Here is a 22,311-nt window from a genome sequence, read left to right as displayed (position 1 = left end):
TGACTATGCAAGATAAGCAGTTCATGCGTGAAACACTGATCGAGGGGGCTCAGGCCTTTAAGGACGGTAAAATGGGCCGCAGGACATTCCTGACGCTTTGTGCGATGACGGGCTTTGCCTCGGCTGCAAGCTTTCCAGGTGGTGCAGAAGCAGCGGCGGATTACATCGTGATGTGGAACTGGGGTGGCCAGTCGGAAGAATGCCATGGCAACGCGATCGGTAAGCCACACGCAGAAGCAGGCGGTCTGCCTTTGCGCTTTGACACGTCCGGTCCTCTGCAAGGCAAAATCCGAGAGATGGTCGACAGTGGCAATGTGACCGCCGATGTGTGCGATGCGGACCTGTTTGATGCAGTGGCGCTTGGGCCGTCAGGTCATTTGGAAGCCATCGATTACAGCGTCGTCAGCAAAGATAAGACATTGCCGAACTACGCGCTGGAGCATGGCGTATCGATCATCTTGTACGGCTATGCCTTTGTCTATGACACCGAGGCGTATGGCGACAATCCGCCAAACAGCTGGGCAGATTTCTTTGATACCGAGAAATTCCCCGGCAAACGTTCGCTTTACAAATGGGCGAACGGCTCACTCGAAGCAGCCTTGATGGCGGACGGCGTTTCCAAGGATGAGTTGTATCCGCTGGATATGGACCGCGCACTAAACAAAATCAAAGGTATGAAGGATGACAGCCTTTACTGGGGCTCTGGTTCCGAGGCGCATTCGATGGTCGTGAATGGTGAGGTCAGCATGGGTATGGTCTGGCAAAACCGCGGCAAGAACATCGAGTTTGACACGGACGGACGTTACAAGTTGGTGATGAACCAGGCACTTGCCATGCCTGGGGCCTATATCGTGCCCAAAGGAAACCCTGCCGGTCGTGAAGAGATCATGAAATTCATTGCGCAGGCGCAAGATCCAGGTGCGCAGTTGGAACTGTTGGATTGTTTGGGAATGACGCCTTCGAACCCTGCGGCATTTGCCCAGATTCCAGAGAGCCAGCAGCCTTATGCGATCACGTCAGCGATGAATATCGATGGTGTGGCCTTCAATGATCCGACTTGGTGGGGTCAAAATGGCGGAGATGCTGTTAACGCCTTCCTCGAAGCGATCAGCTGATCGATTATTGGTCTGCCCGGTAAAATCTTGCTGGGCAGACGCATGAATATTCCAACCGTGGATCCGTGCCATCATGCTTGCGCTCAGACGACATATTCATCCCGGGTGGGCCCTTGTGGCGCCTTTCCTGTTGCTGGTTATGGCCCTGTATCTGGGGCCGATCCTGAATATCCTCTGGCTCAGCGTTACTGATCCCGAGCCCGGCATGGGCAACTATCAAAAGCTTTTCGAAAGCGACTCGTTGTTCCGCATCTTGTGGACGACCATTCGAATTTGCCTGATCACCACAGTTGGGAGCGTGTTTTTGGGGTACTCAATTGCCTATGCGATGGTGCACTGTCATCAAAAGCAAAAGAATTACATGCTGACACTGTTGTTGGTGTCCTTCTGGATATCCATCCTGGTGCGGACCTTCGCGTGGCTGATGCTGCTGGGGCACCGTGGCCTCGTCAACAATGCTTTGGAAGGTATGGGCGTGATTGCAGAGCCTATTGCCTTTATGCGCAATGAGTTGGGCGTGTTGATCGGTATGATCCACTATATGATCCCCTACGCTGTGCTGCCGCTGTTGGTGAACATGCAGTCGCTCGATATGCGGGTCATGGATGCCTCGCGCAATTTGGGCGCTACTGGATCACAAACTTTCTGGCGCGTGTATCTGCCGCTTACGATGCCTGGCGTTGTCGCGTCTGCGCTCCTGATTTTTATCCTCAGTCTTGGGTTTTACGTTACTCCGGCGGTGCTGGGAGGCGGTAAAGTGCTGATGATTGCGGAATACATTTCGGTGCAGTTGCTCGTCACCCTGAAATGGGGAACGGCGGCGATGCTCGCGGGGCTGATGCTGTTTGGTGTATTGGCAATGCTCTATATCATGTCGCGGTTTATGAAGCTCAGCACTGTGTTTGGGGGGAGTTCGTGATGAAGGGCGGATTTTTCTCACGGTTCAACCGCGCGGGTGCATGGGTGTTACTGCTTTTCCTTGTGACACCGGCGCTGATTGCCATCCCTGTGTCGCTGACGCCAAAGCGTTTTCTGTCAATGCCGAAGGGAGAGCTATCCTTACGCCATTTTGAAAAACTGTTTACCAGCCCGGAATGGATGTCGAGCTTTTTCCAAAGTGCTGTGATTGGCATCTCGACCTCGCTTTTGGCGACCGCACTGGGAACGCTTTGCGCGATTGGTCTGTGGCGTGTGTCATCAAAATACAGCGAAGTGGTGCGTGCCTTTCTGCTGCTGCCGCTCATCATCCCGCAGATCATTTCGGCCATGGCATTTTACCGACTGTGGATTCCGATGGGGATCATTGACAGCTATATAGGTCTAATCCTTGCGCATACCATTTTGGCAACCCCAATGGTCTTGATCACAGTGAGTGCGTCATTAGCAAATTTTGATCCCAAACTGGAGCAGGCCTCAAAAAATTTGGGTGCATCCAACTGGACCACGATGCGCCGCGTGATCCTGCCATCGGTGAAGCCAGGCGTTTTTGCCGGGGCGTTGTTTGCCTTCATCCTCAGTTGGGACGAGATTGTCGTGACGCTCTTCATCTCCAAGTTCAGCGTCTACACTCTGCCACGTCGGATGTGGAACGGGATTAGAGAAAACACTGACCCGACTGTCGCCGCCGCGGCGGTGGTCTTGATCATGATTACAATTCTGGCTTTCGCGATCTCGGCCTATTTGTCGCGTCGTAGTGCAGCCCAAGGAAACACCTGAAATAGAAACGCTTTAGCGGAGGCTGACGAAATGAATATGACCATTTCGCATGAAGATGAGCTTCTTCAAAATACGGTACGTAGTTTTATCGCCGAAGAGGTGATACCACACGAAGAAATCACCGATCGGCTGGGTGAAGTACCCGAAGAGATTGGTCGCGATATTGAAGCCAAATCAAAAGAACTTGGCCTTTTCGCCTGCAACCTTCCTGAAAGTGTTGGTGGAGGCGGGTTGAACTATACTCAGTCGTCATTGGTTGAGCGCGAGTTTGGCCGCACCAGCCACGCCTTGCACTCTTGGATCGCCCGACCGACAGAATTGTTGATGGCCTGCGAGGGCGATCAGATTGCGACATATCGGGACCCATGTGTAACCGGTGAAAAGCGTGAACTCTTTGCCCTTACAGAACCAGAGGCTGGGTCCGATGCCATGGGGATGAAAACCAATGCGCGGCGCGATGGGGACGATTGGATATTGAATGGCTCCAAGCACTTCATCTCGGCCCCGACTATGGCGGATTTTGCCATTGTATTTGCGGTGACAGGCATGGATGAAACCCCACGCGGCAATCGCAAACGGATCACAGCCTTTCTGGTCGATCGTGATCTTCCGGGCGTAGTATTCCGCGAGGGCAACAAATGTGTGTCGAACCGTGGTTACAAAACCTATGAGCTGATTTTTGACGATGTGCGCCTTGGGCCCGGTCAGGTCCTGGGTGAAGAGGGCAAGGGATTTGATCTGGCTGGTCAATGGCTGGGCATGGGTCGCATCTGGGTTGGGGCCACCTGCTGTGGCAAAGCAGAGAGGATTATCGAACTGGCCACGGATTGGGCGGCGAACCGCAAGCAATTTGGCAAACCGATCGGCAGCTTTCAGGCAACAGGTTTTAGGCTCGCCGATATGACGATCGGATTGCGCACGGCAGATTTGCTGGTGGCAGATGCTGTGCGCCGCGCTGACGCGGGTGCCATGGAAGATCGGGATGCGGCGATGGTCAAAGTCTACTGCTCTGAAATGCTGAACAAAGTGGCGGACGATACTGTGCAGATTTTTGGCGGCATGGGCCTGATGGAAGAACTGCCCATTCAACGCCTTTGGCGTGACAGCCGGATTGAACGCATCTGGGACGGCACCAGTGAAATTCAACGCCACATCATCACGCGCTCGATCCTAAGGCCATTAGGTGCATGACACCACAACGGCGCAAAAACTTTAACCGGCTTTTGTATCCTGCCTCCATTGCCTTTGTCGGTGGTCGCGATGCAATCACTGCGATTAACGAAGCACGCCGTCGCGGCTTTGCAGGTGAGATGTGGGCCGTTAATCCCAAACGCGAAACGCTTGCGGGTCTGACATGTTACCCCTCATTGGATGACCTGCCAGGAGTACCGGATGCGGTGTTTCTTGCCATTCCGGCCCGCGCGGCGATTGATGCTGTCAGGCAACTGGACAGTATCGGGGCTGGGGGCGTTGTGTGCTATGCCGCAGGGTTTAAGGAGGCTGGCCAAGAGGGGGCCGCTGCAGAAAATGAACTGATCAAAGCAGTTGGCGACATGGCGCTGATCGGCCCAAATTGTTATGGCGTCATAAATTACATTGGAAATTCTGCGCTCTGGCCATTTGAACATGGTGGGTGGTCGCCAGGTCATGGCGTCGCGATCATCACGCAATCTGGCATGTTTTCATCTGACATCACTATGAGTCAGCGATCGCTGCCTATGGCCTATATGATTTCCGCAGGAAATCAGTCTGTTATGGGGCTGGAGGATTATCTTGATGTGCTGAGCGAAGATCCTGCCGTGCGCGCTATCGGCCTACACATCGAGGGCTTGCGCGACATTTCCCTTTTTGAAAGAGCGGCCCTGAAGGCGTTAAAAAACAACACGCCGGTTGTCGCGCTGAAAACCGGAACCTCGACCATTGGGTCAACCATCACGATCAGCCACACGGGCTCCCTCTCGGGGTCAAATGAACTGTATGAGGCTTTGTTTGAACGCACGGGCGTCATCAGTGTTTCCAACCCTTCGCAGATGCTGGAAACGTTGAAATTTCTCTGCGTGGTTGACGCGCCGAAGGGCAACAAAGTTGCAGGTTTTACGTGTTCTGGTGGCGGCGCCACGATGCTGGCAGATCACAGTGAAAAAATCGGCCTCAGCTATCCCAAGGTGGCATTGGAAAGTTTTGATACACTATCAGATTTGCTGCCCGACATCGCCACCGTGTCAAATCCGCTGGACTACACCACACCGATCTGGGGGCAGCCAGAGATTACATACCCAGTGTTTGCCGAAGCGATGAAGGCGGTGAACGCCGATTGCGCTGTATTGGTTCAGGATTACCCTGCACCCGGCATCGACGATTCCAAAGTGTATTACCAGAGCGATGCTGGCGCCTTCGCACGCGCGGCACGTGAACATGGACTACCCGCGGCGATTTGCGCGACGATCCCCGAAAACATGGATGCAGAAACGCGTCAATTTCTAATCAGCAAGGGTGTGGCGCCGATGCAAGGCATTCATGAAACGCTGAATGCCATAAGCCAAGCGGTCAATTGGAACACGGCCCGAGAGCGCATTTTGCAATCCTTTCCTTCTGCCTTGCCTGTTGCCGGTTCTCCGCAAGAAGTCCAGATAGTTACGGAAGACGTTGGCAAACTGTGGTTGGCTGAAAATGGCGTACCAGTTCCGCAAGGGCGTTGCGTCGGGGCCGATGCGGTGCTGTCTGTTGCCCATGAGGTTGGCTATCCAGTGGCCCTCAAAATGATGAGCCCGGATTTGGCCCACAAGACAGAGGCGGGCGCCGTTGCGCTGGGATTGAACGATGATGCCACATTGCTGTCTGCAGTCGAAGCCATGCGCGCCAGTGTGAACGCCCATTCTCCTGCTGCGGTGACTGACCGATTTTTGGTTGAAAAAATGTCTCCAGCACCCTTGGCTGAGTTAATTGTCGGATTGCGCCGCGACGCCCAATTCGGTGCCGCCCTGACTTTGGGCAGCGGCGGCATTTTGGTCGAACTGATCGGGGACGCAAAAACGCTGCTGCTACCGTGCCGCCCAGAAGAGATTAAACAGGCGATCATGGCCTTAAAGGTCGGGCAATTGCTGAATGGATTTCGGGGGCGCGACAAGGCCGATCTGGATCGGATCGCGGACTGCCTGCACAGCCTATGTCAGGCATTTCTCGCCGAATGTGCATCAGTGGCGGAAATTGAGGTAAACCCACTGTTTGTCTACACTGACGGAGTGGTCGCCGTTGATGCGTTGTTACACAAGGTCAAAAGCTGATGGAGATTTTCCAAACGCATCCCAATCCTGATCTAAATGTCGGAGAAGACAATAAACAACGTTGGAACCAACCCAACCACCGACGTCATGGTTTTCACAATGCCCATCGGTTGATGCGTAGAACACATATGGTGCGCGCTCGACATGTGCTGGACCTTGTTGATGAGCCATGTGCAACCGGCGACCACGTGAACGGACTAAATCGACTGGTCGAACATCCTGCCTTTTCTGCAGTGACCTGCGTGCAGGGAAATCGCGTAATCTACGAACGTTGCGCCGCGGATTTTTCCGTCAATCAACCCCATTCCATCCAATCCGTGACCAAACTGCACATCCATCTGATTGTCGGCAGATTGATTGTGCAGGGGCTATTGGACCTGAATAAACCCGTCAGCTATTACCTGCCCAATATCGGGTCGGGCTATGCATCAGCGCCAGTACAGGATCTGCTGGATATGGCGGTCGATAATGATTTTTCCGAAGATTACGATGACCCGCTTTCGGATTGCTACGCCGAGGAAATTGCCCTGGGGTGGCGCTTGCCTGAAGACGGTGTTGAAGAAATCAGTCTTTCAAACTTTACCGCCAGCATATCAGGCTATCGACCGGATACCCATTTGGATGCAATCCTTTACAAATCAGCCAACACAGATGTTCTGACCCTGATTTGTGACGCGGTCGCGCCACATTCTCTTATCAAAGAGATCGAAGAAATTGCTGATGCAGCGGGATACGAGGATGCCTTTCACATTAGTTTGTCACCTGATCAAAAACCCGCTTTTTCAGGCGGGGGATGCCTAAGCTCCCGCGATTTGGCGCGGTTCGGTTTGCTGTTCGGTCGTGGCGGCGTTGGTGTTAATGGGGCAGTATTTTCAAACCGGGACTTTCTGGACACTACGCTAACACGATACGCATTGCCCATGAGCCAGCCCAAAGATTGGTTGAGATATTCAAATCATATCATGACGGATGGCCAATTTATCGGACACGCGGGCTATGGTGGCCAGTTCCTGCTGGTGGATTACAAGAACAACATCTCTTGTGCGTATCAAAGTGTTCTGGAAAACGACTCCGGGTACGACGATGCCTATATGGCAAACGTCGCCTCGGCGCTGAAAACGTTCTGCCTGGGAGCTGCTTCATAGGGCGAAGGAGTGTTAGGGGCAATATTGTCAGATTAGTGAAATCTTGAATCGCCATAGGGCTGTTCTGGTGTCTGACAAAGGTAAACCCCAATCTCTTTTGCAGCTTTAGAACACGACCGGAAATCATTCGCTCGGCGATCATAATTTACGTTAGGGTCACACTGTCACTTCACAATGTTGAACAACCCTATAGTCAAAGCGGAACCTATTTTAGCTAAGAATCTATCCGTCCTTAGTCACATAAACTTGGAGTTTGCACAGGGTCAAGCTCACCATTGCCAGTTGAGAATCGATTGATCAAACTGACAATACCCCCGAAAGTATTCATCGATCTGCTCTACGTGGCTTGGCGAGTGATTGTCTTAGGCGGACCTTTGCTTCGAGCTCGATTTTCATACCTTCATGTGGTTGGTCCATCATGCTGATGAGTGTCGTCGCCGCTTTGCGTCCCATTTCACGATGGGGCACGTGCACTGTGGTCAGGGCAGGGGATACCACGTTGGCCAGTTCGATATCATCAAAACCAGTTATGGAAAGGTCGCGGGGAACATCTAGGCCCATTACCCGAGCTTGCTTGATTGCGCCCACCGCGAGCACGTCGTTGCCGCACATGATGGCGGTGAGTTCCGGTGCGCGCGCTAAGAGCATTTCCAATGCTGCTGCACCTGCTTCGATCCCGTATTGCGTTTCTACAACCTGAATGCTGGCGCTATTCAGGCCAGCTGCATAGGCCGCTTGGCGAATTCCTGCGACCCGTAGGCGGGCTCGATCATTGGTCTTTGTTTCGGCAGAAATTATACCTATCTTTTTGTGACCTTTTGCAATCACTTCGGTTGCCAAGGCGCGCATGGATTTTTGATTGTCAAACCCCACCGCAGGCGCATCGGTTGAGGCATCAAATGCCCAGGCGATCAAGAACGGGATGTTTTGGGCGTCAAGGAATTGATACACTCTTGGATCACGATCATAGCCAATAAGAAGCAGCCCCTCTGCACCTCTGGCGACAAGCGTTCTGACTTGTTCTTCTTCGATTTCTGGCCGGTAGGACGAACTGGCGACCAGAAGGGTATATCCGTGGCTGCGGAGTTCTTCCTGGAAAGCTTGAAGGCCACGGGCGAATATCGCGTTTTCCATCGTTGGAATGATTGCGCCGATGGTATTGGTGCGGCGTGCGGCCATCACGCGGGCGCCGAAATTGGGCGAATATCCAAGCTTTTCAATCGCGGTCATCACCTTCACGCGCGTGCTGTCAATCACTCTGTCCGGCATGTTGAGGCATCGCGATACTGTCGCGGTTGAGACACCTGCCTCTCTGGCGACATCATGGAGCGTTGGGGCTGGACGGTTCACGGGCAATTGAGGCTTTCAATTCGTCACGATTGGATGGTGCTGTTGGCCAGTATGGCTTTGTTCTACATTCACTGCAAATGTAAACGCTTGCATTTTGCTGATGTAAGCGTTTACATTGTGACTACAGACCGATTCCGACAAAAGGATGCAAGCCGTGGCCCTGCTTATTTCAACACTCCTGTTTTTGATTTTTGCGGTGAACGTCTTCATCGGCGCAACGACTGGTGCGCCATTCATGGGCGATGTCGGGGAAATGTTGGTTCTGTTTGCGGCTTCGGCAGTGTTCGTCGTGGCCATTCTTAAGAAAGAAGCCGACCGTGATGAAAAAAATGGCGGCTGATAGTCCAATGGGAGGACTTGGTTTGGACAACGAACGTAATGAATTAAAATCGGCGGAGCGTCGGAGTTTTCTGAAACTGACAGCTGGAGGGAGCTTTACCGCAGCTATGGTTGCAGGTGCCGGAGGAATGCTTTGGTCATCTGAGGCAGCTGCGCAAACCGCCAATGAAGAACGCGAGCGCGAAAAGGCTGCGGAGCATAAATTGATCCTCGCAACAGCCTATGTGATTGGAGCCTCTCGTAGTTATCCGATCATGCAGCTGAACCTTAAGGAAAACATCCAAAACGCGACCAATGGTAAAGTCTACGTGCAGCTTGCGCCTGGCGGGCAGCTGGGTGCCGGTGGTGCGTTGGTTCAGGCGGTACAAGGCGGCACTATTCAGGCAGCGCAACATTCGCTGTCAAACTTTGCTCCGTTTGCCTCCACTGTTGATTTGATCAACATGCCTTATCTGTGTGGGTCGAACCAGCGTTTCACCAATTTGGTGAACTCGGATCATTGGAAAACTGAAGTGCATCCAAAAGTCGAAGCCGCTGGTTTCAAGGCGCTGTTCTATGTGAATATCGATCCGCGCGTTGTGGCGGTGCGCAAAGGCGGTGCCGGTGCCGTGCTTACCCCAGGTGATTTGGCGGGCGTGAAGTTCCGCGTGCCGGGTTCTGCGATGCTACAACAATACTACCGCATGGTAGGTGCTAACCCGACCCCGGTTGCCTGGGGGGAAACGCCTTCGGCTATCAAACAGGGTGTGGCAGATGCACTAGATCCTTCTGTAGGCGCTTTGCATGTGTTTGGGTTTGGCGAGATTCTCAGCCATGTGACGTTCACTCAGGCTGTGCCGGACAGTCAGGTTTATTCCTGTAATTTGGAATGGTTCAACAGCCTGCCCGCTGGTGTGCAGGATGGTGTGGTTTGGGGATCTGAAATGACCGCCCACCAGAACCTTGCGACTGTGCCGACCTCACGTGCCTATGCAATGGCCGAGCTGATCAAAAATGGCGTGGAATTCCATAGCCTTAGCGATGATCAACTGACCGAATGGCAAGCGGCTGGCGGGTATCAGCGGTCCGAATGGGATGAGTTCAAGGTAGAGCTTGCCGGGTCCATGGATGCGTTCAACAAGCTGGAAGAAGCAGCAAGTACGCAAGGTAAATACTACGTCCACGACGCCTAAATCGCAGTCGGTAATATGTCGGTATTGCGTCGGTATCCCGACGGTATCGATTTCCACATCAAAAGTTAACGGGGCCGGGCAACCGGCCCGGTTCCCACCTGCAACCAGGAGGCGGCCGTGCCTGACCTGCTAAGAAAAATTGATAAGAATGCCGAACGCTGGCTTCTTTTGACCTTCTACGTGATGTTGGTCATCACAATGGCGATCGAGGTTCTGAGGCGTGAAGTCTTTGCCTATTCGTCGATCTGGGGCGAAGAAATTGTCCGGTATTCATTTATCTATCTGGCATGGATCGGGGCCGCCGCTGCCGCCAAGGAGCGCGCGCATATCCGCATTGATGTCATCATGCACTATCTCCCCCCGCGCGCGAAAACGGTGCTGTATATCGTGGGTGATCTGGTCATGTTCGTCGTGGCGATCATCGCGCTCTATTGGTCCTGGGAAGCCGTACACGTTTCTTGGAAATTTGGTTCGGTCACTGATGGGCTACGTGTCTCCAAAGTCTGGTTTTTGATGGCGGTGCCTGCCGGGTTCGCCTTGATGGTCTGGCGCCTGTTGCAATCTTTCCGCCGTGACATACGCGCGCTTCGAGACGGGACACCCGTTTTCGAAGGCGACAAGCTGTTCGATTAAAGGGGACGACCAAGATGTTATTCCAACAAGCTGCACAACTTGTCGAGCTCGGCTGGTCCTTCTACTTGCCTGTCCTTTTGTTCGTCGCGATGATCGCGCTGGCCGTGCCGGTTTGGGCGGCGATCGGATCTTCCGCCATTCTGATGCTGGTGATGGATGGTTCCCTGCCGCTTAGCCTTGTGGGCGAAAAGCTGTTTACGGGCATTGATGCATTCGCGCTTACCGCTGTCCCGCTCTTTATCCTTACAGGCGACGTGCTGGTCCGTACCGGTCTTAGTCGAAAATTTCTGGATGTGGCAGAGGCGTTGACCTGCTTTGCCAAAGGCGGATTTGGATCAGCCACGGTTCTGGTTTGCGGGATGTTTGCGGCGATATCAGGTTCTGATGCTGCGGGTGCTGCCGCCGTGGGCCGGATGACAATCGACCGTCTGGTGGAATCCGGCTATCCGCGACCTTATGCTTGCGCATTGGTTGCGGCAGGCGCCTGTACCGGCATCCTGATCCCGCCCTCTATCGCCTATATTATTATCGGCCTAGTGCTGGGAATTTCAGCTTCCACCCTATTTTTAGCCGCCCTGATCCCGGGTCTGGCCATTTTGGCGGCCATCCTGATCACCAACCTGATTATGAACCGCATTTACGCCTATGAGGGCGGCGGCAATATGTCGGCGTCGGAATGGTTTGGCAATTTAGGCGCTTCGCTGAAATCGGGTTGGTATGCGTTCATCGTGCCCGGCATTATCTTTTACGGGATATTCTCTGGCCGTTTAACCCCGACAGAGGCTGGCGCCACGGCGGTGGTTGTGACGATCGCCATGGGCTTTATCCTGGGGACGCTGAAGCTGTCAGATTTCCCGGCAATGCTGCTAAGTTCGGCAAAGGTAAACGGTGTGATCCTGCCAATCATCGCCTTTTCCGCACCCCTGGCAGAGGCCTTGGCGATTATGGGTGTGCCGCAAGGTTTCGTGACTTCTGTGACCTCGATGACCGATGATCCATATCTGCTGATCCTGCTGATGATCGGCATTTTGATCGCGGCGGGCTGCGTGATGGAAACCACGCCAAATATCGTGATCCTGGCCCCGATCCTGATGCCATTGGCCGACAACATTGGCATGAATGAAATTCAGTTCTGTATCATGATGATCACCGCGCTGGGCGTTGGGTTTATCACGCCGCCACTGGGGCTGAACCTGTTCGTGGTGTCGGGGATCACGGGGGAATCGATATTGAAGATTGCCGCGCGGGCCGTGCCCTTTGTGTTGTGCATGTTTGTGGTGGTTTTGCTGATCGCCTATATCCCCGCAATTTCAACCACTTTACTGCCTGATATTTACAAATAGGACCTGCTGGAAATGGCAAGAGAATACCTGAAGAAAGCATCGCTGACATCGAAATCCGATGCGTCTGACGTGCACGAGATCGTCACAAGTATCTTGAACGATATCGAGGCGGGCGGTGATCAGGCGGCGTTGGGTTATGCGGCGAAGTTCGACAAATATGACGGCAGTGTCATTTTATCGGCAGAAGAGATCGAGGCCGCCTGTGCCTTGGTCCCGGAACAGATTAAGCAGGACATTCAGTTTGCCCATGACAATGTGAAACGCTTTGCCCAGCAGCAGAAATCAACGGTTGCGAGTTTCGAATATGAGGTCGTGCCCGGGCTGATCGCCGGGCAAAGGGCGATCCCGGTGGATGCGGCAGGGTGCTATGTGCCGGGCGGGCGTTATAGCCATATTGCCAGCGCGATTATGACGGTCACCACGGCCAAGGTGGCAGGATGCCGACATATCACAGCCTGTTCACCGCCGCGCCCCGATGTGGGTGTGGCCCCTGCCATCATTTATGCGGCACATATTTGCGGGGCGGACAAGATTATGGCGATGGGGGGCGTGCAAGGTGTGGCGGCCATGACTTTTGGCCTGTTTGATCTGCCCAAGGCAAACATTCTGGTGGGCCCCGGCAATCAGTTCGTGGCCGAAGCCAAGCGTATTCTGTTTGGTCGCGTCGGGATCGATATGATCGCGGGGCCGACAGACAGTCTGATCTTGGCCGATCACACGGCGGACGCACATATCGTGGCGACGGATTTGGTCAGCCAGGCGGAACATGGGTACAATTCGCCTGTGTGGCTGGTCACCGACGACCGACCACTGGCAGAAGCGGTGATGGAACTGGTGCCGGTTTTGATTGACGATCTGCCAGAGGTGAACCGCGAAAATGCTGCTGCGGCGTGGCGCGATTATGCCGAGGTGATCTTATGTGCAGATCGCGAGGAAATGGCGGCAACATCAGATGATTACGCGCCGGAGCACCTGACAGTACAGGCGGTGGATCTGGAATGGTGGCTGGAACGTCTGACCTGCTATGGGTCGCTCTTTTTGGGCGAGGAAACCACCGTGTCTTATGGCGACAAGGCCGCAGGCACCAACCATGTGCTGCCCACATCGGGGGCTGCCGGTTACACCGGGGGGCTCAGCGTGCACAAATACATGAAGATCGTCACCTGGCAGCGCGCCACCCGCGAAGGATCAAAACCCGTCGCCGAAGCGACCGCGCGAATTGCCCGTCTGGAAGGAATGGAAGGACATGCACGCGCCGCTGATGTACGATTGGCAAAATACTTCCCGGATGAAGAGTTTGATCTGACTGCAGATGGCTGATCCACGTAAACTGTTTGACCTAACCGGTCGGGTTGCTTGCGTCACGGGCGCGAGCTCTGGCCTTGGGCGTCATGCGGCGACCTGTCTGGTTGCGGCAGGGGCGCAGGTGGTCGGCGTTGCGCGGCGGGATACTGCATTGATGGATTGGCAGGCAGAGGTCGGGACCAACGCGGCCTTTGTCGTGGCGGATGTGGCGGATCGCGATGATGTCAAGGAGCTGGCCGCGGCCGTTTCCGCACCGTTCGGGGCACCGGATATCGTCGTTCATGCCGCTGGCATCAACACCCGGCAAACCGCGGATGAGGTGACGCCCGAAGGTTGGGACCAGACCATCGCCCTGAACCTGACAACCCCGTTTTTTCTGACTCAAGCGTTGGTACCAACGATGAAGGAAAAAGGCTGGGGCAGAATCGTGAATTTTGCCTCTCTGCAAACAACCCGGGCTTTTCCGGGTGGGATCGCTTATGGGGCAAGCAAGGCAGGTGTTGGCCAGTTGACCCGCGCCATGGCCGAAGCCTGGTCACCGTTTGGCATCACCGCCAACGCCATCGGTCCCGGGTTTTTCCCAACAGAGCTGACACAAGCTGTGTTCGATGACCCGAGGCGTGCGGAACGCAACGCCGCGCAAACCTGTATGGGTCGCAATGGTCGGATGTCTGATATGGATGGCCCTTTGCTGTTTTTGTGCTCGGATGCCTCGGGCTATGTCACTGGTCAGGTGTTGATGGTTGACGGGGGGTTCACAGCGAAATGAAGGCGCTGATTTACGATGGCCCTGAAACGTTGGCTTTGCAGGAAGTCTCTGTGCCACAGCCCGCCGAGGATGAAGAGTTGATCCGGGTGGAGGCCGTTGGGATTTGCGGATCGGATATGCATGCCTATCTGGGGCATGACGAACGGCGCCCCGCACCGCTGATCCTGGGACACGAGGCCGCTGGTGTTATTGTAGGGAGCGCGCGCGAAGGTGAACGCGTGACGATCAATCCTTTGGTCACTTGTGGCACATGTCCGGTTTGCAGGGCAGGGCGGGAAAACCTGTGTGCGACCCGGCAGATCATTTCGATGCCACCGCGCGAGGGGGCCTTTGCCCAATATGTCGCGGTACCAGTACGCAATTTGGTGACGGTGCCTGATGACATTCCGCTGACGCGTGCAGCGCTGGCGGAGCCCTTGGCGGTAAGCTGGCATGCGGTGCGGTTGGGATTGCAAGCCTTGCCCGGGGATGTCACGCCGAGTGCTTTGGTGATCGGTGGTGGTGCGATTGGATTGGGGGCTGCTTTGGCCTTGCAGGCGATGGGAGTGGCGGAGGTTGCTATTGTCGAACCCAACGAAGCTCGCCGAAGATTTCTGTCAGAGCGTTGCGGTCAGAGAACGATTGATACAGCCAATGGACAGTTTGACCTGGTGGTTGATGCGGTGGGCTTTGCGGGGACACGCGCAACCGCCTCTGCCCATGTCTGTCCTGGCGGGGTGATCCTGCATATCGGATTGGGGGAGGATACCGGCGGTCTGGATATTCGCAGGATGACCCTGCAGGAGATCACCTTCATCGGCACCTACACCTATACTGCTGATGATTTCAGGAACACGGCACAGGCGATTTTCGATGGGCGGTTGGGGGCGCTGGACTGGGTCGAAACCCGCCCCCTTTCTGCCGGTGCAGAGGCGTTTTTGGCCCTGCGTCAGGGGGACGTGATGTCGCCTAAGATAGTATTGGAACCCTGGGCCTGATCGGCCCAAAAATGAACGGAGAATTCTTGTGTATAGCAAAGTACTTGTCCCGATGGCCCTGGACCATGGAATTTCACCGCAGACGATGGAAGTTGCGAAAGCATTGATCAGCGATGGCGGTGAAATCATCGCTTTGCATGTCTATGAGGCACCGCAGGCATCGGTGAGTGTTTATCTGGATGAGGAGGCGGTGAAGGCCGGATACGAGACTGCACGTGAACGGCTGCAGAATAAGATCGCGGGGGCCGAAGGCGTGACCGCTATCATGGCCAAGGGGCACACGGCACGTACCATTATCGACTATGCAGACGATAATAATGTCGACTGTATTGTCGTTGGATCACACAAGCCCGGTCTGCGTGATTACCTGCTGGGATCCACTGCAGCGCGCGTTGTGCGGCATGCCGGATGTGCTGTGCATGTGCTTCGCGCATAAGCAAGAAATTGAAATGGCGGTCACGTCGCCAAAGCTGAAAGCGGGATACTATGAATTTAGACAAGAAGATCACGGATGATCTGGTCGCAAATGAGATTTCTTTTGTAACCACGGTGCCGTGCAAACAACTGGCCGGTGTTATCGAAGAGATTGATCAACGGGATGAGGTTTTTCACATTCCGTCGAACAAAGAGGATGAGGGCATGGGGCTGTGTGCAGGTGCCTGGATGGGGGGCAAGCGTCCGGCCATCATCATGCAGAACACCGCGATCGGCGTGACGATCAACACTTTGGCAACGCTGATACAATATTACCGGATGCCGCTGCCGATGTTGATTTCCTATCGCGGGGAGTTGCGTGAACCGGTGGCCTGCCAGGTGGAAATGGCCGTGCATACCAAGGCGCTTTTGGCGCAGTTGAACATCCCGACCTTCCATTTCCATTGGCAGAAGGATGTCGAGGAATTGGATAACATCCTGAAATACACGTTCATGTGCAACAAACCGGTCGCCATTCTGACCGATGCCAATTTTTGGGGAGGCTATGGCGACCAATGATCCGTTCTGAAATTCTGAAAGAAATCGCCCCGATCCTGCGTCACCAGCTGGTGGTCTGCAATATTGGTATTCCCAGCCAGGAACTTCACGCAATCGATGATCAGCCCAGTAATTTCTACATGTTGGGTACGATGGGATTGTCGTCCTCCATTGGATTGGGGTTGGCGCTGGCGCAGCCCAAACCGGTGATTGCCATTGATGGGGATGGATCGGTCCTGACCAATCTGGGCACATTGCCAACCATCGCTAACAACGTGGCGGATAACTATATCCTGCTGATTATTGACAATGGGTCTTATGGCTCCACCGGGGATCAACCGACCTATGCGGGGCAGAAAACCTCCTTGGCCAAAGTGGCGCAGGCCTGTGGCTGTGAGCGGGTGATCGAGTGTCGGGCGGAAGACACAGGCCGGGTGCTGCAAGAGGCGCTGGATGCACGGCAAATGACGATCATCGTGGCCAAATGCGAAAGCGGCAATGCCAAGATGCCGGTCATCACCATGGACCCTGTCGTGATCAGGGATCGTTTCATGAAAGCGGTACAGGCCTGATCCGTGTCGCGGGCGGCGCAGATCCATTCCAGTGAAGACGCGCGCCGGCTGGCCCGGCGACGCCTGCCGTGGATGGTGTTTGACTATATTGATGGGGCGGCGGGCAACGAAACAGGTGCTGCCAGAAATCGGGCCGCTTTGGATGCGGTATGCCTGCAGCCTCGGGTACTGCGTGACGTCAGCCAGCGATCACTGGAAACCACGTTGTTTGGTCAAACTGCCGGACGGCCGTTTGGCATTGCACCGATGGGAATGTGCAACCTGTCAGCGCCGGGGGCGGATATGATGCTGGCCCGTCTGGCGGGGAAACACTCTGTGCCACTGGGGGTGTCGACGGTGGCTTCTACTCCGATGGAAGATCTGATCCTAGAGGCAGAGGGCCACGCTTGGTTTCAGCTTTATTTCAGTGGCGATGGGTCCGGGACATTCAAACTGGTCGAACGGGCGGCCTCTGCCGGGTATGAAACCATCGTCCTGACTGTCGATGTGCCGGAAATCGGTCGCCGCCCACGCGAACTGCGCCACGGGTTCACCATGCCGTTTCGTATCGGTCCCCGGCAGTTTTTTGATTTTGCGATGCATCCACGCTGGTCAGTTGCGACGCTCCTGATGGGTCGCCCGGAGATGGCAAACTTTCAAAAACCTGGTTTTACGTTTGATCGCACCGAAAGCCGTGCCTGCGCAGATTGGGAGACACTAAAGAAACTACGCGACATCTGGCAGGGCAAGCTGGTGGTCAAAGGGGTATTGGATGCAGGTGACGCGGCCCGTCTGAAAGCATCCGGGGTGGACGCGGTACAGGTGTCCAACCACGGTGCACGGCAAGTGCAAAGCGCCCCGGCACCGATTGAGTGTCTTAGCGATATTCGTGCAGCAGTGGGAGAGGAGTTTCCATTGTTTTACGACAGCGGCATCCGATCCGGCGAGGATGTCCTGAAAGCCCTCACAACCCGCGCGGATTTCGTGTTTTTGGGCCGCATCCTGCAATTCGCCATCGCGGCAGCAGGAGAAGAGGGGCTGAACAGGCTGTGGGATGTCATTAGCCAAGAGCTTAGCGTTGCGATGGCACAAATCGGGAAGACCACAGTTGCATGAGCGACTGTTCCTTAGGGCAATGTGCTGTGGCGTTGGAGCAAAATGCGGTTAGGATGCGTATACCTGAAGAAAGTTTGTCAAATTGACGCCGACTGAGTTTCTTGCTTCGCGCACTTTGATCATTGGTTTCGGCGCCCATAAGTCGGGGACGACGTGGGTTGCGCAATACCTGCGTCGCCATCCGCAGGTGTTTGTTTCGTCGATCAAAGAGATGCATTTTTTTCGGTACTATCCCGAGAACGGCAGTTGGCCGAGAGCATTTTTTGAACGGCAGCTTGCCTTGCACCGGGTTCAAGTCCAGAAAGACGAGGCGCGGGTTCGAGATATCTCGGAGCGTCTGGAATTTGGCCATGATACTGAAAAATACGTACAATTTTTCTCATCCCGGATGGCTGAGCAAACTCATTTTTGTGATCTGACCCCGGCCTATAGCATGCTGCCTGAAGCAGAACTGGCCAGAATCAAAGCGCAATTTCCCAATGTTCGACCATTCTTTCTTCTCCGAAATCCGGCTGATCGGTTCTGGTCTCAGGTCCGGTTCAATACAGGGCTACTGGAAAACCAAAACCCTGATCAGGTTATTTCGCAGACGTTGTCAGATCGAAATTTCAAGTTTAGATCAGACTACCGAACGTCAATTTTGAGGTTGCGAAATGTGTTTGGTGCTAATGTTCATATCGAGTTTTTCGAGAATTTCCTGACCGAGCCTGGGATCAAAAAGTTCTGCGCATTTGTCGGGATACCATTTATGAGCCCTGATCTAACCAAGAGGGTTAACGATTCCCCAAAGCATCATCTAAACCGCGAGCAACGACGCCGGTTGGTGCGAGCTCTGTCTGATCAATATACGTTCTGTCATGCGCAGTATGGCGCGAACCTTCCACCAAGCTGGTGTGCTGATATGGAACTGCTCTAAAGAGTAGACCACACGTTCACTGTGGTTGAACCGGATCGCAAAAATTTGAAGGCATCATGTTTAGGTGCTGTTCTCTGATCTCGTCGAGCACTTTGTCTGAAAATCCGGCCGGGCCGGTAATAAGATTGCTGTGCTCCCAAGGGTCTATGCGATGGTCGTACAATTCCTCACTTCCATCATGATAGAGAATATATCGGTGATCTTGTGATCTGATGGTGGCTGATAGTTCGGGTAGACCCGTGTGAAACCCCATTCCCCAAACCGAAGGTGCATATGCTCTGGTTAGGTCCCCAATATTATCCAATACGGGCGACAAATCCTGTCCTTCAAACTGGCTTGGGATATCGAGATCAAGTTTGGCAAACAAAGTTGGGGCGATATCAACCAAACTGACCGGTGCACGACAAGATTTGGGCTGAATAGCCGATCCGGAAATCATCAAGGGGATCCTGAGAGCACGTTCCCACAGTGTAAATTTCCTGAATGCTAGCTTTTCTCCGAACTGCCAGCCGTGGTCGGACCATAGTATGATGAGTGTACGATCCCAGAGCTTGCATTCCTCCAGCCTATCAATGACACGACCTAGCAATTCATCGGCATAGTTAACGGAGGCCAGATATGACCGAACAAAGCTGTTATATTCTCCAGATTGTTCCAAGGCGCGTCGCAATCTGCGGGATTTGTCCGCCATTTGGGTCGCAACTGTTCCCAGAGGGGCTTGTCTGAGCGTGTTATGTGCAGAAAACTGATTGAGTCCCAATCCGGGAGGGTCGGCAACAATCGCGGGAAAGCGGTCAAAATATTTCTGTTGCACGATGAACGGCAAATGCGGTCGATAAAGGCCGAGCGCCCAAAACTTGCCTTTCGCGCCTGGTGTAATCTGATTCAGCATCCAGTTTGCGTTGCGTTCGTCATATAGAAACGCATCATCCGGCACCGGCCCCCAATCTGTATTTGATCCGATTGCCCAATTCCGTTGCGACTGGGACTGAGGTGGAAACGAATCCAACCGATCGTCGCGATATTTTGTCCAATCGGAATGATCAAATTGTTGGGGTTTGTTGTGAAAAACTTTGCCGGCGCCAATCGTGTCCCAACCCGCATCTTTTATACGACCGATTAAGGATTGCCGCTTTCCTGCGCCAAAAAAATCGTGCCATTTGTGTTCATTGGCGTAGACGCCCGTTGTCCACGGGTAGCTGCCAAACAGTGCAGCGGTCCGAGCAGGTGAACATGCCGGGGCAGGGGAGTAGGCGTTTTGGAATACGACCGATTTGTTGGCCAGCCGTGTTAGATTGGGTGTGCGTGTATCAGGATGCCCGTTAAGAGGTTCAATCCAATCGTTTAAATCCTCGATAGAGATGAAAAGAACATTGTCAATCAACGGTAGTTATCCAATGGCTATTGGTTTGTATGTGACGTCTTTTGGAGGCTGAGGCGCGAATTTTGTGCTTAGGACCCTCAGAACCAAGATAACCAAAGATATTCGTGAATAAAACGTGGTTTTGTGTCTGATTTGGATCGTGCGAGGGCAGGAGCAAAACGTCCCACATCCCGGCCAAAATTGACGGAATGCGGGAGGGATTGGGCTTAGCGAAGCCGCCAAGCCTGGGTGCGTTTCAGGACGCCTTTTGTCACCAGCAGGTGAATGATCCGGGCCGCAGCGTTAGTGTAGAAGATCATCATGCCCATCGCGGCTGCCGGCGCGATGTCCCCAGCGTCATCCATGTTCAGGACTGCAATCGAGGCCAGCGTTGTCTTGGGCGAATAAAGGAATACCACGGCTGATACCGTCGTCATCGCGTTGACGAAGAGATAGATGGAGATATCCAGAACCGCCGGCAGACAGACCGGCACGGTCACGCGGCTGAAGAGTTTCAGTGTCGGCTGTTTCAGCGAGGCGGAGACGGATTCAAATTCCCTGTCCATTTGTTTCAGCGCGGTCACCGCTGTCAGGTGAGATACCGTATAGAAGTGCGTCACCGTACAGATCACCAAGATGGCCATGGTGCCGTATATCGCGTTCAGCGGGTTGGAAGGGTTGTTGAAGAAGAAGATATAGGCCAGCCCCAATACCATTCCCGGGATCGCCATGGGCAGCATCGCCACCATCTGAAACGCCGCGCGGCCGGTTCGGAACCCGTTGGTTTTTTCGACCAGATAGGCACCAAAGAATACCACACATGTGCCGATCACGGCGGTCAGAAGTGCCAGTTTGATCGAGTTGGCGTAAGATCCCCAACCGCCGCCATCCATGCGGTTGAAGTCATAGTTGTTCAGGCTCAGACTTAGGTCATAGGGCCAGAACTTGATCAGGGCGGCGAATTGGCAGACCGCCAGAATGCCGACAATGAACAGGGCAACAGCCGTACAGTAAATCAGGAATATGCGGTCGGTTTTGGCGTTTGGATTGGGTTGATAGGGCACAGAACGCGCTGACAACAACGCCACCTGTTTGGATTGCACCAGCCGGTCAATGCCAAAGGCCAGGATCGCCGGGATGACCAGAACAACAGACACCACAGCACCCATTTCGAAGTTTTGCTGGCCGATCACCTGTTTGTAGATATCCACCGCCAGCACGTTGAACTGCCCGCCAATCACTTTGGGCAAACCAAAATCGGTGATCACCAGGTTGAACACCACAAAGGCGGCAGAGATCAGGCCATAGCGAGCGCCGGGGATCGTTACGGTCCAGAAGGTTCGCCATGGGGTTGATCGCAGGCTGACCGCCGCCTCGTAGAGCCGCGCATCAGAGATTGCCAGCGCTGTGGAGATGATGATGAAGGCATGCGGGAAAGTGAAAAAGACCGATCCGATCACGATCCCGATCGGGCCATAAATACTGGCGCCGAACAGAAGCTCCTTGATCATGCCTTGATTGCCGAAAAGGTACACCAGTGCGATCCCCGGTAATAGCGATGGCACCAGAATTGGGGCCATGGCGACCAGACGGAAGAACCCCTTGAAGCGCATACAGCTGCGGTTCAGCGCATAGGCAAACCAAAAGGCGAGGGAAACTGTGATCACCGTGCTGATGACTGAGATCCACAATGAATTCTTGATCGAGTTAAACAGCGCCGGCGTGGAGAAATAACTCACGAAGTTGCCCAGCCCACGTTCCTTGACCGGGCGCATCTGCACGCGTCGAAAAGTGTTGCTGTCCAGTTCCAGCCAGCCGGTTCCGGTCTTAAGCTCAGACCCGACCAGAAACCGCCCGGTTTCCGTGGTGTTTCTGATTTGGTACATGACCGGACTACGGAAGCTGAAATCGGGGAAGAGCTGGGTCAGGCCCATGCGGCTGTCCGATCCCGCGGTCAGGTCACGATCCGCCAGAATTTGAAGTTCGGTGTTCAATTGGGCGGGTGTCAGAATTTCGCCACTGTAACGGCCATCCTCATCACTGACCTGCAGCTCATAAGCAGACAGATCAAACTGGTAGGTCGAGAAGCTTTTGGACAGCATGGCGTAGAGCGGAAATACCATGGTGACGACCAAGTAGAGCGCGATCACCAGCATGCCTAAGCGCATGATAATGTCATCTCGGCTGAGTTTGCCCCTGATGATCGGTCCGTCAGGAAGCGTGTTTGTGGATATGTCGGCCATTG

21 protein-coding genes are annotated in these 22,311 nt (G+C 54.2%); 18 read left to right on the top strand and 3 right to left on the bottom strand.

What is annotated here, in order from left to right:
* Nucleotides 1–5: 5 nt before the first annotated feature.
* From AC2D8P_RS14055 to AC2D8P_RS14030, 6 genes are all read left to right on the top strand, one after another.
* A complete protein-coding gene (locus AC2D8P_RS14055) occupies nt 6–1,115 on the top strand; it encodes an extracellular solute-binding protein (protein WP_484703423.1) in 1,110 nt (369 codons plus the stop codon).
* Nucleotides 1,116–1,230: 115 nt separating this feature from the next.
* Complete coding sequence (locus AC2D8P_RS14050; RefSeq protein WP_484703422.1) at nt 1,231–2,034, top strand: ABC transporter permease; 804 nt, start codon at nt 1,231–1,233, stop codon at nt 2,032–2,034.
* Entirely contained in the window at nt 2,034–2,831 is a 798-nt protein-coding gene (locus AC2D8P_RS14045; RefSeq protein WP_484703421.1) for an ABC transporter permease, read from the top strand. The genes AC2D8P_RS14050 and AC2D8P_RS14045 overlap by 1 nt, the downstream gene beginning before the upstream one ends.
* Nucleotides 2,832–2,861: 30 nt before the next feature.
* Nucleotides 2,862–4,022: an acyl-CoA dehydrogenase family protein gene (locus tag AC2D8P_RS14040; protein ID WP_484703420.1), complete on the top strand. Its 1,161-nt coding sequence runs from the start codon at nt 2,862–2,864 to the stop codon at nt 4,020–4,022.
* The gene (locus AC2D8P_RS14035; protein ID WP_484703418.1) at nt 4,019–6,115 is read left to right on the top strand and encodes an acetate--CoA ligase family protein; all 2,097 of its coding nucleotides are present in this window, start codon (nt 4,019–4,021) and stop codon (nt 6,113–6,115) included. The genes AC2D8P_RS14040 and AC2D8P_RS14035 overlap by 4 nt, the downstream gene beginning before the upstream one ends.
* A gap of 113 nt (nt 6,116–6,228) precedes the next feature.
* On the top strand, nt 6,229–7,260 hold the full coding sequence (locus AC2D8P_RS14030) for a serine hydrolase domain-containing protein (protein ID WP_484703417.1): 1,032 nt from the start codon (nt 6,229–6,231) through the stop codon (nt 7,258–7,260).
* Nucleotides 7,261–7,584: 324 nt separating this feature from the next.
* On the opposite strand, the gene AC2D8P_RS14025 is transcribed toward AC2D8P_RS14030, so the two are convergent.
* On the bottom strand, nt 7,585–8,616 hold the full coding sequence (locus tag AC2D8P_RS14025) for a LacI family DNA-binding transcriptional regulator (protein ID WP_484703416.1): 1,032 nt from the start codon (nt 8,614–8,616) through the stop codon (nt 7,585–7,587).
* A 148-nt stretch (nt 8,617–8,764) separates the two neighbouring features.
* Here AC2D8P_RS14025 and AC2D8P_RS14020 point away from each other — a divergent pair, with 148 nt between their 5' ends.
* The 12 genes from AC2D8P_RS14020 (at nt 8,765) to AC2D8P_RS13965 (ending at nt 18,703) form a co-directional block, all read left to right on the top strand.
* Entirely contained in the window at nt 8,765–8,950 is a 186-nt protein-coding gene (locus tag AC2D8P_RS14020; protein ID WP_484703415.1) for a hypothetical protein, read from the top strand.
* Between the two features lie 22 nt (nt 8,951–8,972).
* Nucleotides 8,973–10,121 carry a TRAP transporter substrate-binding protein gene (locus AC2D8P_RS14015; protein ID WP_484703414.1) on the top strand — a complete coding sequence of 383 codons (1,149 nt, stop codon included), beginning with the start codon at nt 8,973–8,975 and terminating at the stop codon, nt 10,119–10,121.
* A gap of 117 nt (nt 10,122–10,238) precedes the next feature.
* Nucleotides 10,239–10,754, top strand: coding sequence for a TRAP transporter small permease (locus tag AC2D8P_RS14010; RefSeq protein ID WP_484703413.1), 516 nt, complete (start codon nt 10,239–10,241; stop codon nt 10,752–10,754).
* Nucleotides 10,755–10,768: 14 nt separating this feature from the next.
* Nucleotides 10,769–12,097: a TRAP transporter large permease gene (locus AC2D8P_RS14005; protein WP_484703412.1), complete on the top strand. Its 1,329-nt coding sequence runs from the start codon at nt 10,769–10,771 to the stop codon at nt 12,095–12,097.
* A gap of 12 nt (nt 12,098–12,109) precedes the next feature.
* Entirely contained in the window at nt 12,110–13,417 is a 1,308-nt protein-coding gene (hisD, locus tag AC2D8P_RS14000) for a histidinol dehydrogenase (RefSeq protein ID WP_484703411.1), read from the top strand.
* Nucleotides 13,410–14,171 carry an SDR family NAD(P)-dependent oxidoreductase gene (locus AC2D8P_RS13995; RefSeq protein ID WP_484703410.1) on the top strand — a complete coding sequence of 254 codons (762 nt, stop codon included), beginning with the start codon at nt 13,410–13,412 and terminating at the stop codon, nt 14,169–14,171. Before hisD ends, AC2D8P_RS13995 begins: the two co-directional genes overlap by 8 nt.
* A complete protein-coding gene (locus AC2D8P_RS13990) occupies nt 14,168–15,148 on the top strand; it encodes a zinc-dependent alcohol dehydrogenase (RefSeq protein WP_484703409.1) in 981 nt (326 codons plus the stop codon). The genes AC2D8P_RS13995 and AC2D8P_RS13990 overlap by 4 nt, the downstream gene beginning before the upstream one ends.
* Before the next feature lie 28 nt (nt 15,149–15,176).
* Nucleotides 15,177–15,584 carry a universal stress protein gene (locus AC2D8P_RS13985; RefSeq protein WP_484703408.1) on the top strand — a complete coding sequence of 136 codons (408 nt, stop codon included), beginning with the start codon at nt 15,177–15,179 and terminating at the stop codon, nt 15,582–15,584.
* Nucleotides 15,585–15,634: 50 nt separating this feature from the next.
* Nucleotides 15,635–16,141 carry a sulfopyruvate decarboxylase subunit alpha gene (locus tag AC2D8P_RS13980; protein ID WP_484703407.1) on the top strand — a complete coding sequence of 169 codons (507 nt, stop codon included), beginning with the start codon at nt 15,635–15,637 and terminating at the stop codon, nt 16,139–16,141.
* Complete coding sequence (comE, locus tag AC2D8P_RS13975) at nt 16,138–16,692, top strand: sulfopyruvate decarboxylase subunit beta (protein WP_484703406.1); 555 nt, start codon at nt 16,138–16,140, stop codon at nt 16,690–16,692. Before AC2D8P_RS13980 ends, comE begins: the two co-directional genes overlap by 4 nt.
* Before the next feature lie 3 nt (nt 16,693–16,695).
* On the top strand, nt 16,696–17,787 hold the full coding sequence (locus AC2D8P_RS13970) for an alpha-hydroxy acid oxidase (RefSeq protein WP_484703405.1): 1,092 nt from the start codon (nt 16,696–16,698) through the stop codon (nt 17,785–17,787).
* Nucleotides 17,788–17,869: 82 nt separating this feature from the next.
* Nucleotides 17,870–18,703, top strand: a complete 834-nt coding sequence (locus AC2D8P_RS13965; protein ID WP_484703404.1) for a sulfotransferase — start codon at nt 17,870–17,872, stop codon at nt 18,701–18,703.
* A gap of 16 nt (nt 18,704–18,719) precedes the next feature.
* On the opposite strand, the gene AC2D8P_RS13960 is transcribed toward AC2D8P_RS13965, so the two are convergent.
* Nucleotides 18,720–20,087, bottom strand: a complete 1,368-nt coding sequence (locus AC2D8P_RS13960; protein WP_484703403.1) for a sulfatase-like hydrolase/transferase — start codon at nt 20,085–20,087, stop codon at nt 18,720–18,722.
* Between the two features lie 206 nt (nt 20,088–20,293).
* On the bottom strand, nt 20,294–22,309 hold the full coding sequence (locus AC2D8P_RS13955) for a putative 2-aminoethylphosphonate ABC transporter permease subunit (protein WP_484703402.1): 2,016 nt from the start codon (nt 22,307–22,309) through the stop codon (nt 20,294–20,296).
* Between the last annotated feature and the right edge of the window lie 2 nt (nt 22,310–22,311).

The sequence above is a fragment of the Roseovarius sp. YIN77 genome, from assembly GCF_057219155.1.
Note: the sequence above shows the minus strand (reverse complement) of the source record. Positions and strands in the feature narration are given on the sequence as shown.

Excerpts from the sequence above, each read along its gene's own strand:
- AC2D8P_RS13995 (WP_484703410.1), top strand. The coding sequence starts at position 13,410 with ATGGCTGATCCACGTAAACTGTTTGACCTAACCGGTCGGGTTGCTTGC.
- AC2D8P_RS14035 (WP_484703418.1), top strand. The coding sequence starts at position 4,019 with ATGACACCACAACGGCGCAAAAACTTTAACCGGCTTTTGTATCCTGCC.
- AC2D8P_RS14055 (WP_484703423.1), top strand. The coding sequence starts at position 6 with ATGCAAGATAAGCAGTTCATGCGTGAAACACTGATCGAGGGGGCTCAG.
- comE (WP_484703406.1), top strand. The coding sequence starts at position 16,138 with ATGATCCGTTCTGAAATTCTGAAAGAAATCGCCCCGATCCTGCGTCAC.
- AC2D8P_RS14030 (WP_484703417.1), top strand. The coding sequence starts at position 6,229 with ATGCGTAGAACACATATGGTGCGCGCTCGACATGTGCTGGACCTTGTT.
- AC2D8P_RS14045 (WP_484703421.1), top strand. The coding sequence starts at position 2,034 with ATGAAGGGCGGATTTTTCTCACGGTTCAACCGCGCGGGTGCATGGGTG.
- AC2D8P_RS13980 (WP_484703407.1), top strand. The coding sequence starts at position 15,635 with ATGAATTTAGACAAGAAGATCACGGATGATCTGGTCGCAAATGAGATT.
- AC2D8P_RS14040 (WP_484703420.1), top strand. The coding sequence starts at position 2,862 with ATGAATATGACCATTTCGCATGAAGATGAGCTTCTTCAAAATACGGTA.
- hisD (WP_484703411.1), top strand. The coding sequence starts at position 12,110 with ATGGCAAGAGAATACCTGAAGAAAGCATCGCTGACATCGAAATCCGAT.
- AC2D8P_RS14005 (WP_484703412.1), top strand. The coding sequence starts at position 10,769 with ATGTTATTCCAACAAGCTGCACAACTTGTCGAGCTCGGCTGGTCCTTC.
- AC2D8P_RS13990 (WP_484703409.1), top strand. The coding sequence starts at position 14,168 with ATGAAGGCGCTGATTTACGATGGCCCTGAAACGTTGGCTTTGCAGGAA.
- AC2D8P_RS13955 (WP_484703402.1), bottom strand. The coding sequence starts at position 22,309 with ATGGCCGACATATCCACAAACACGCTTCCTGACGGACCGATCATCAGG.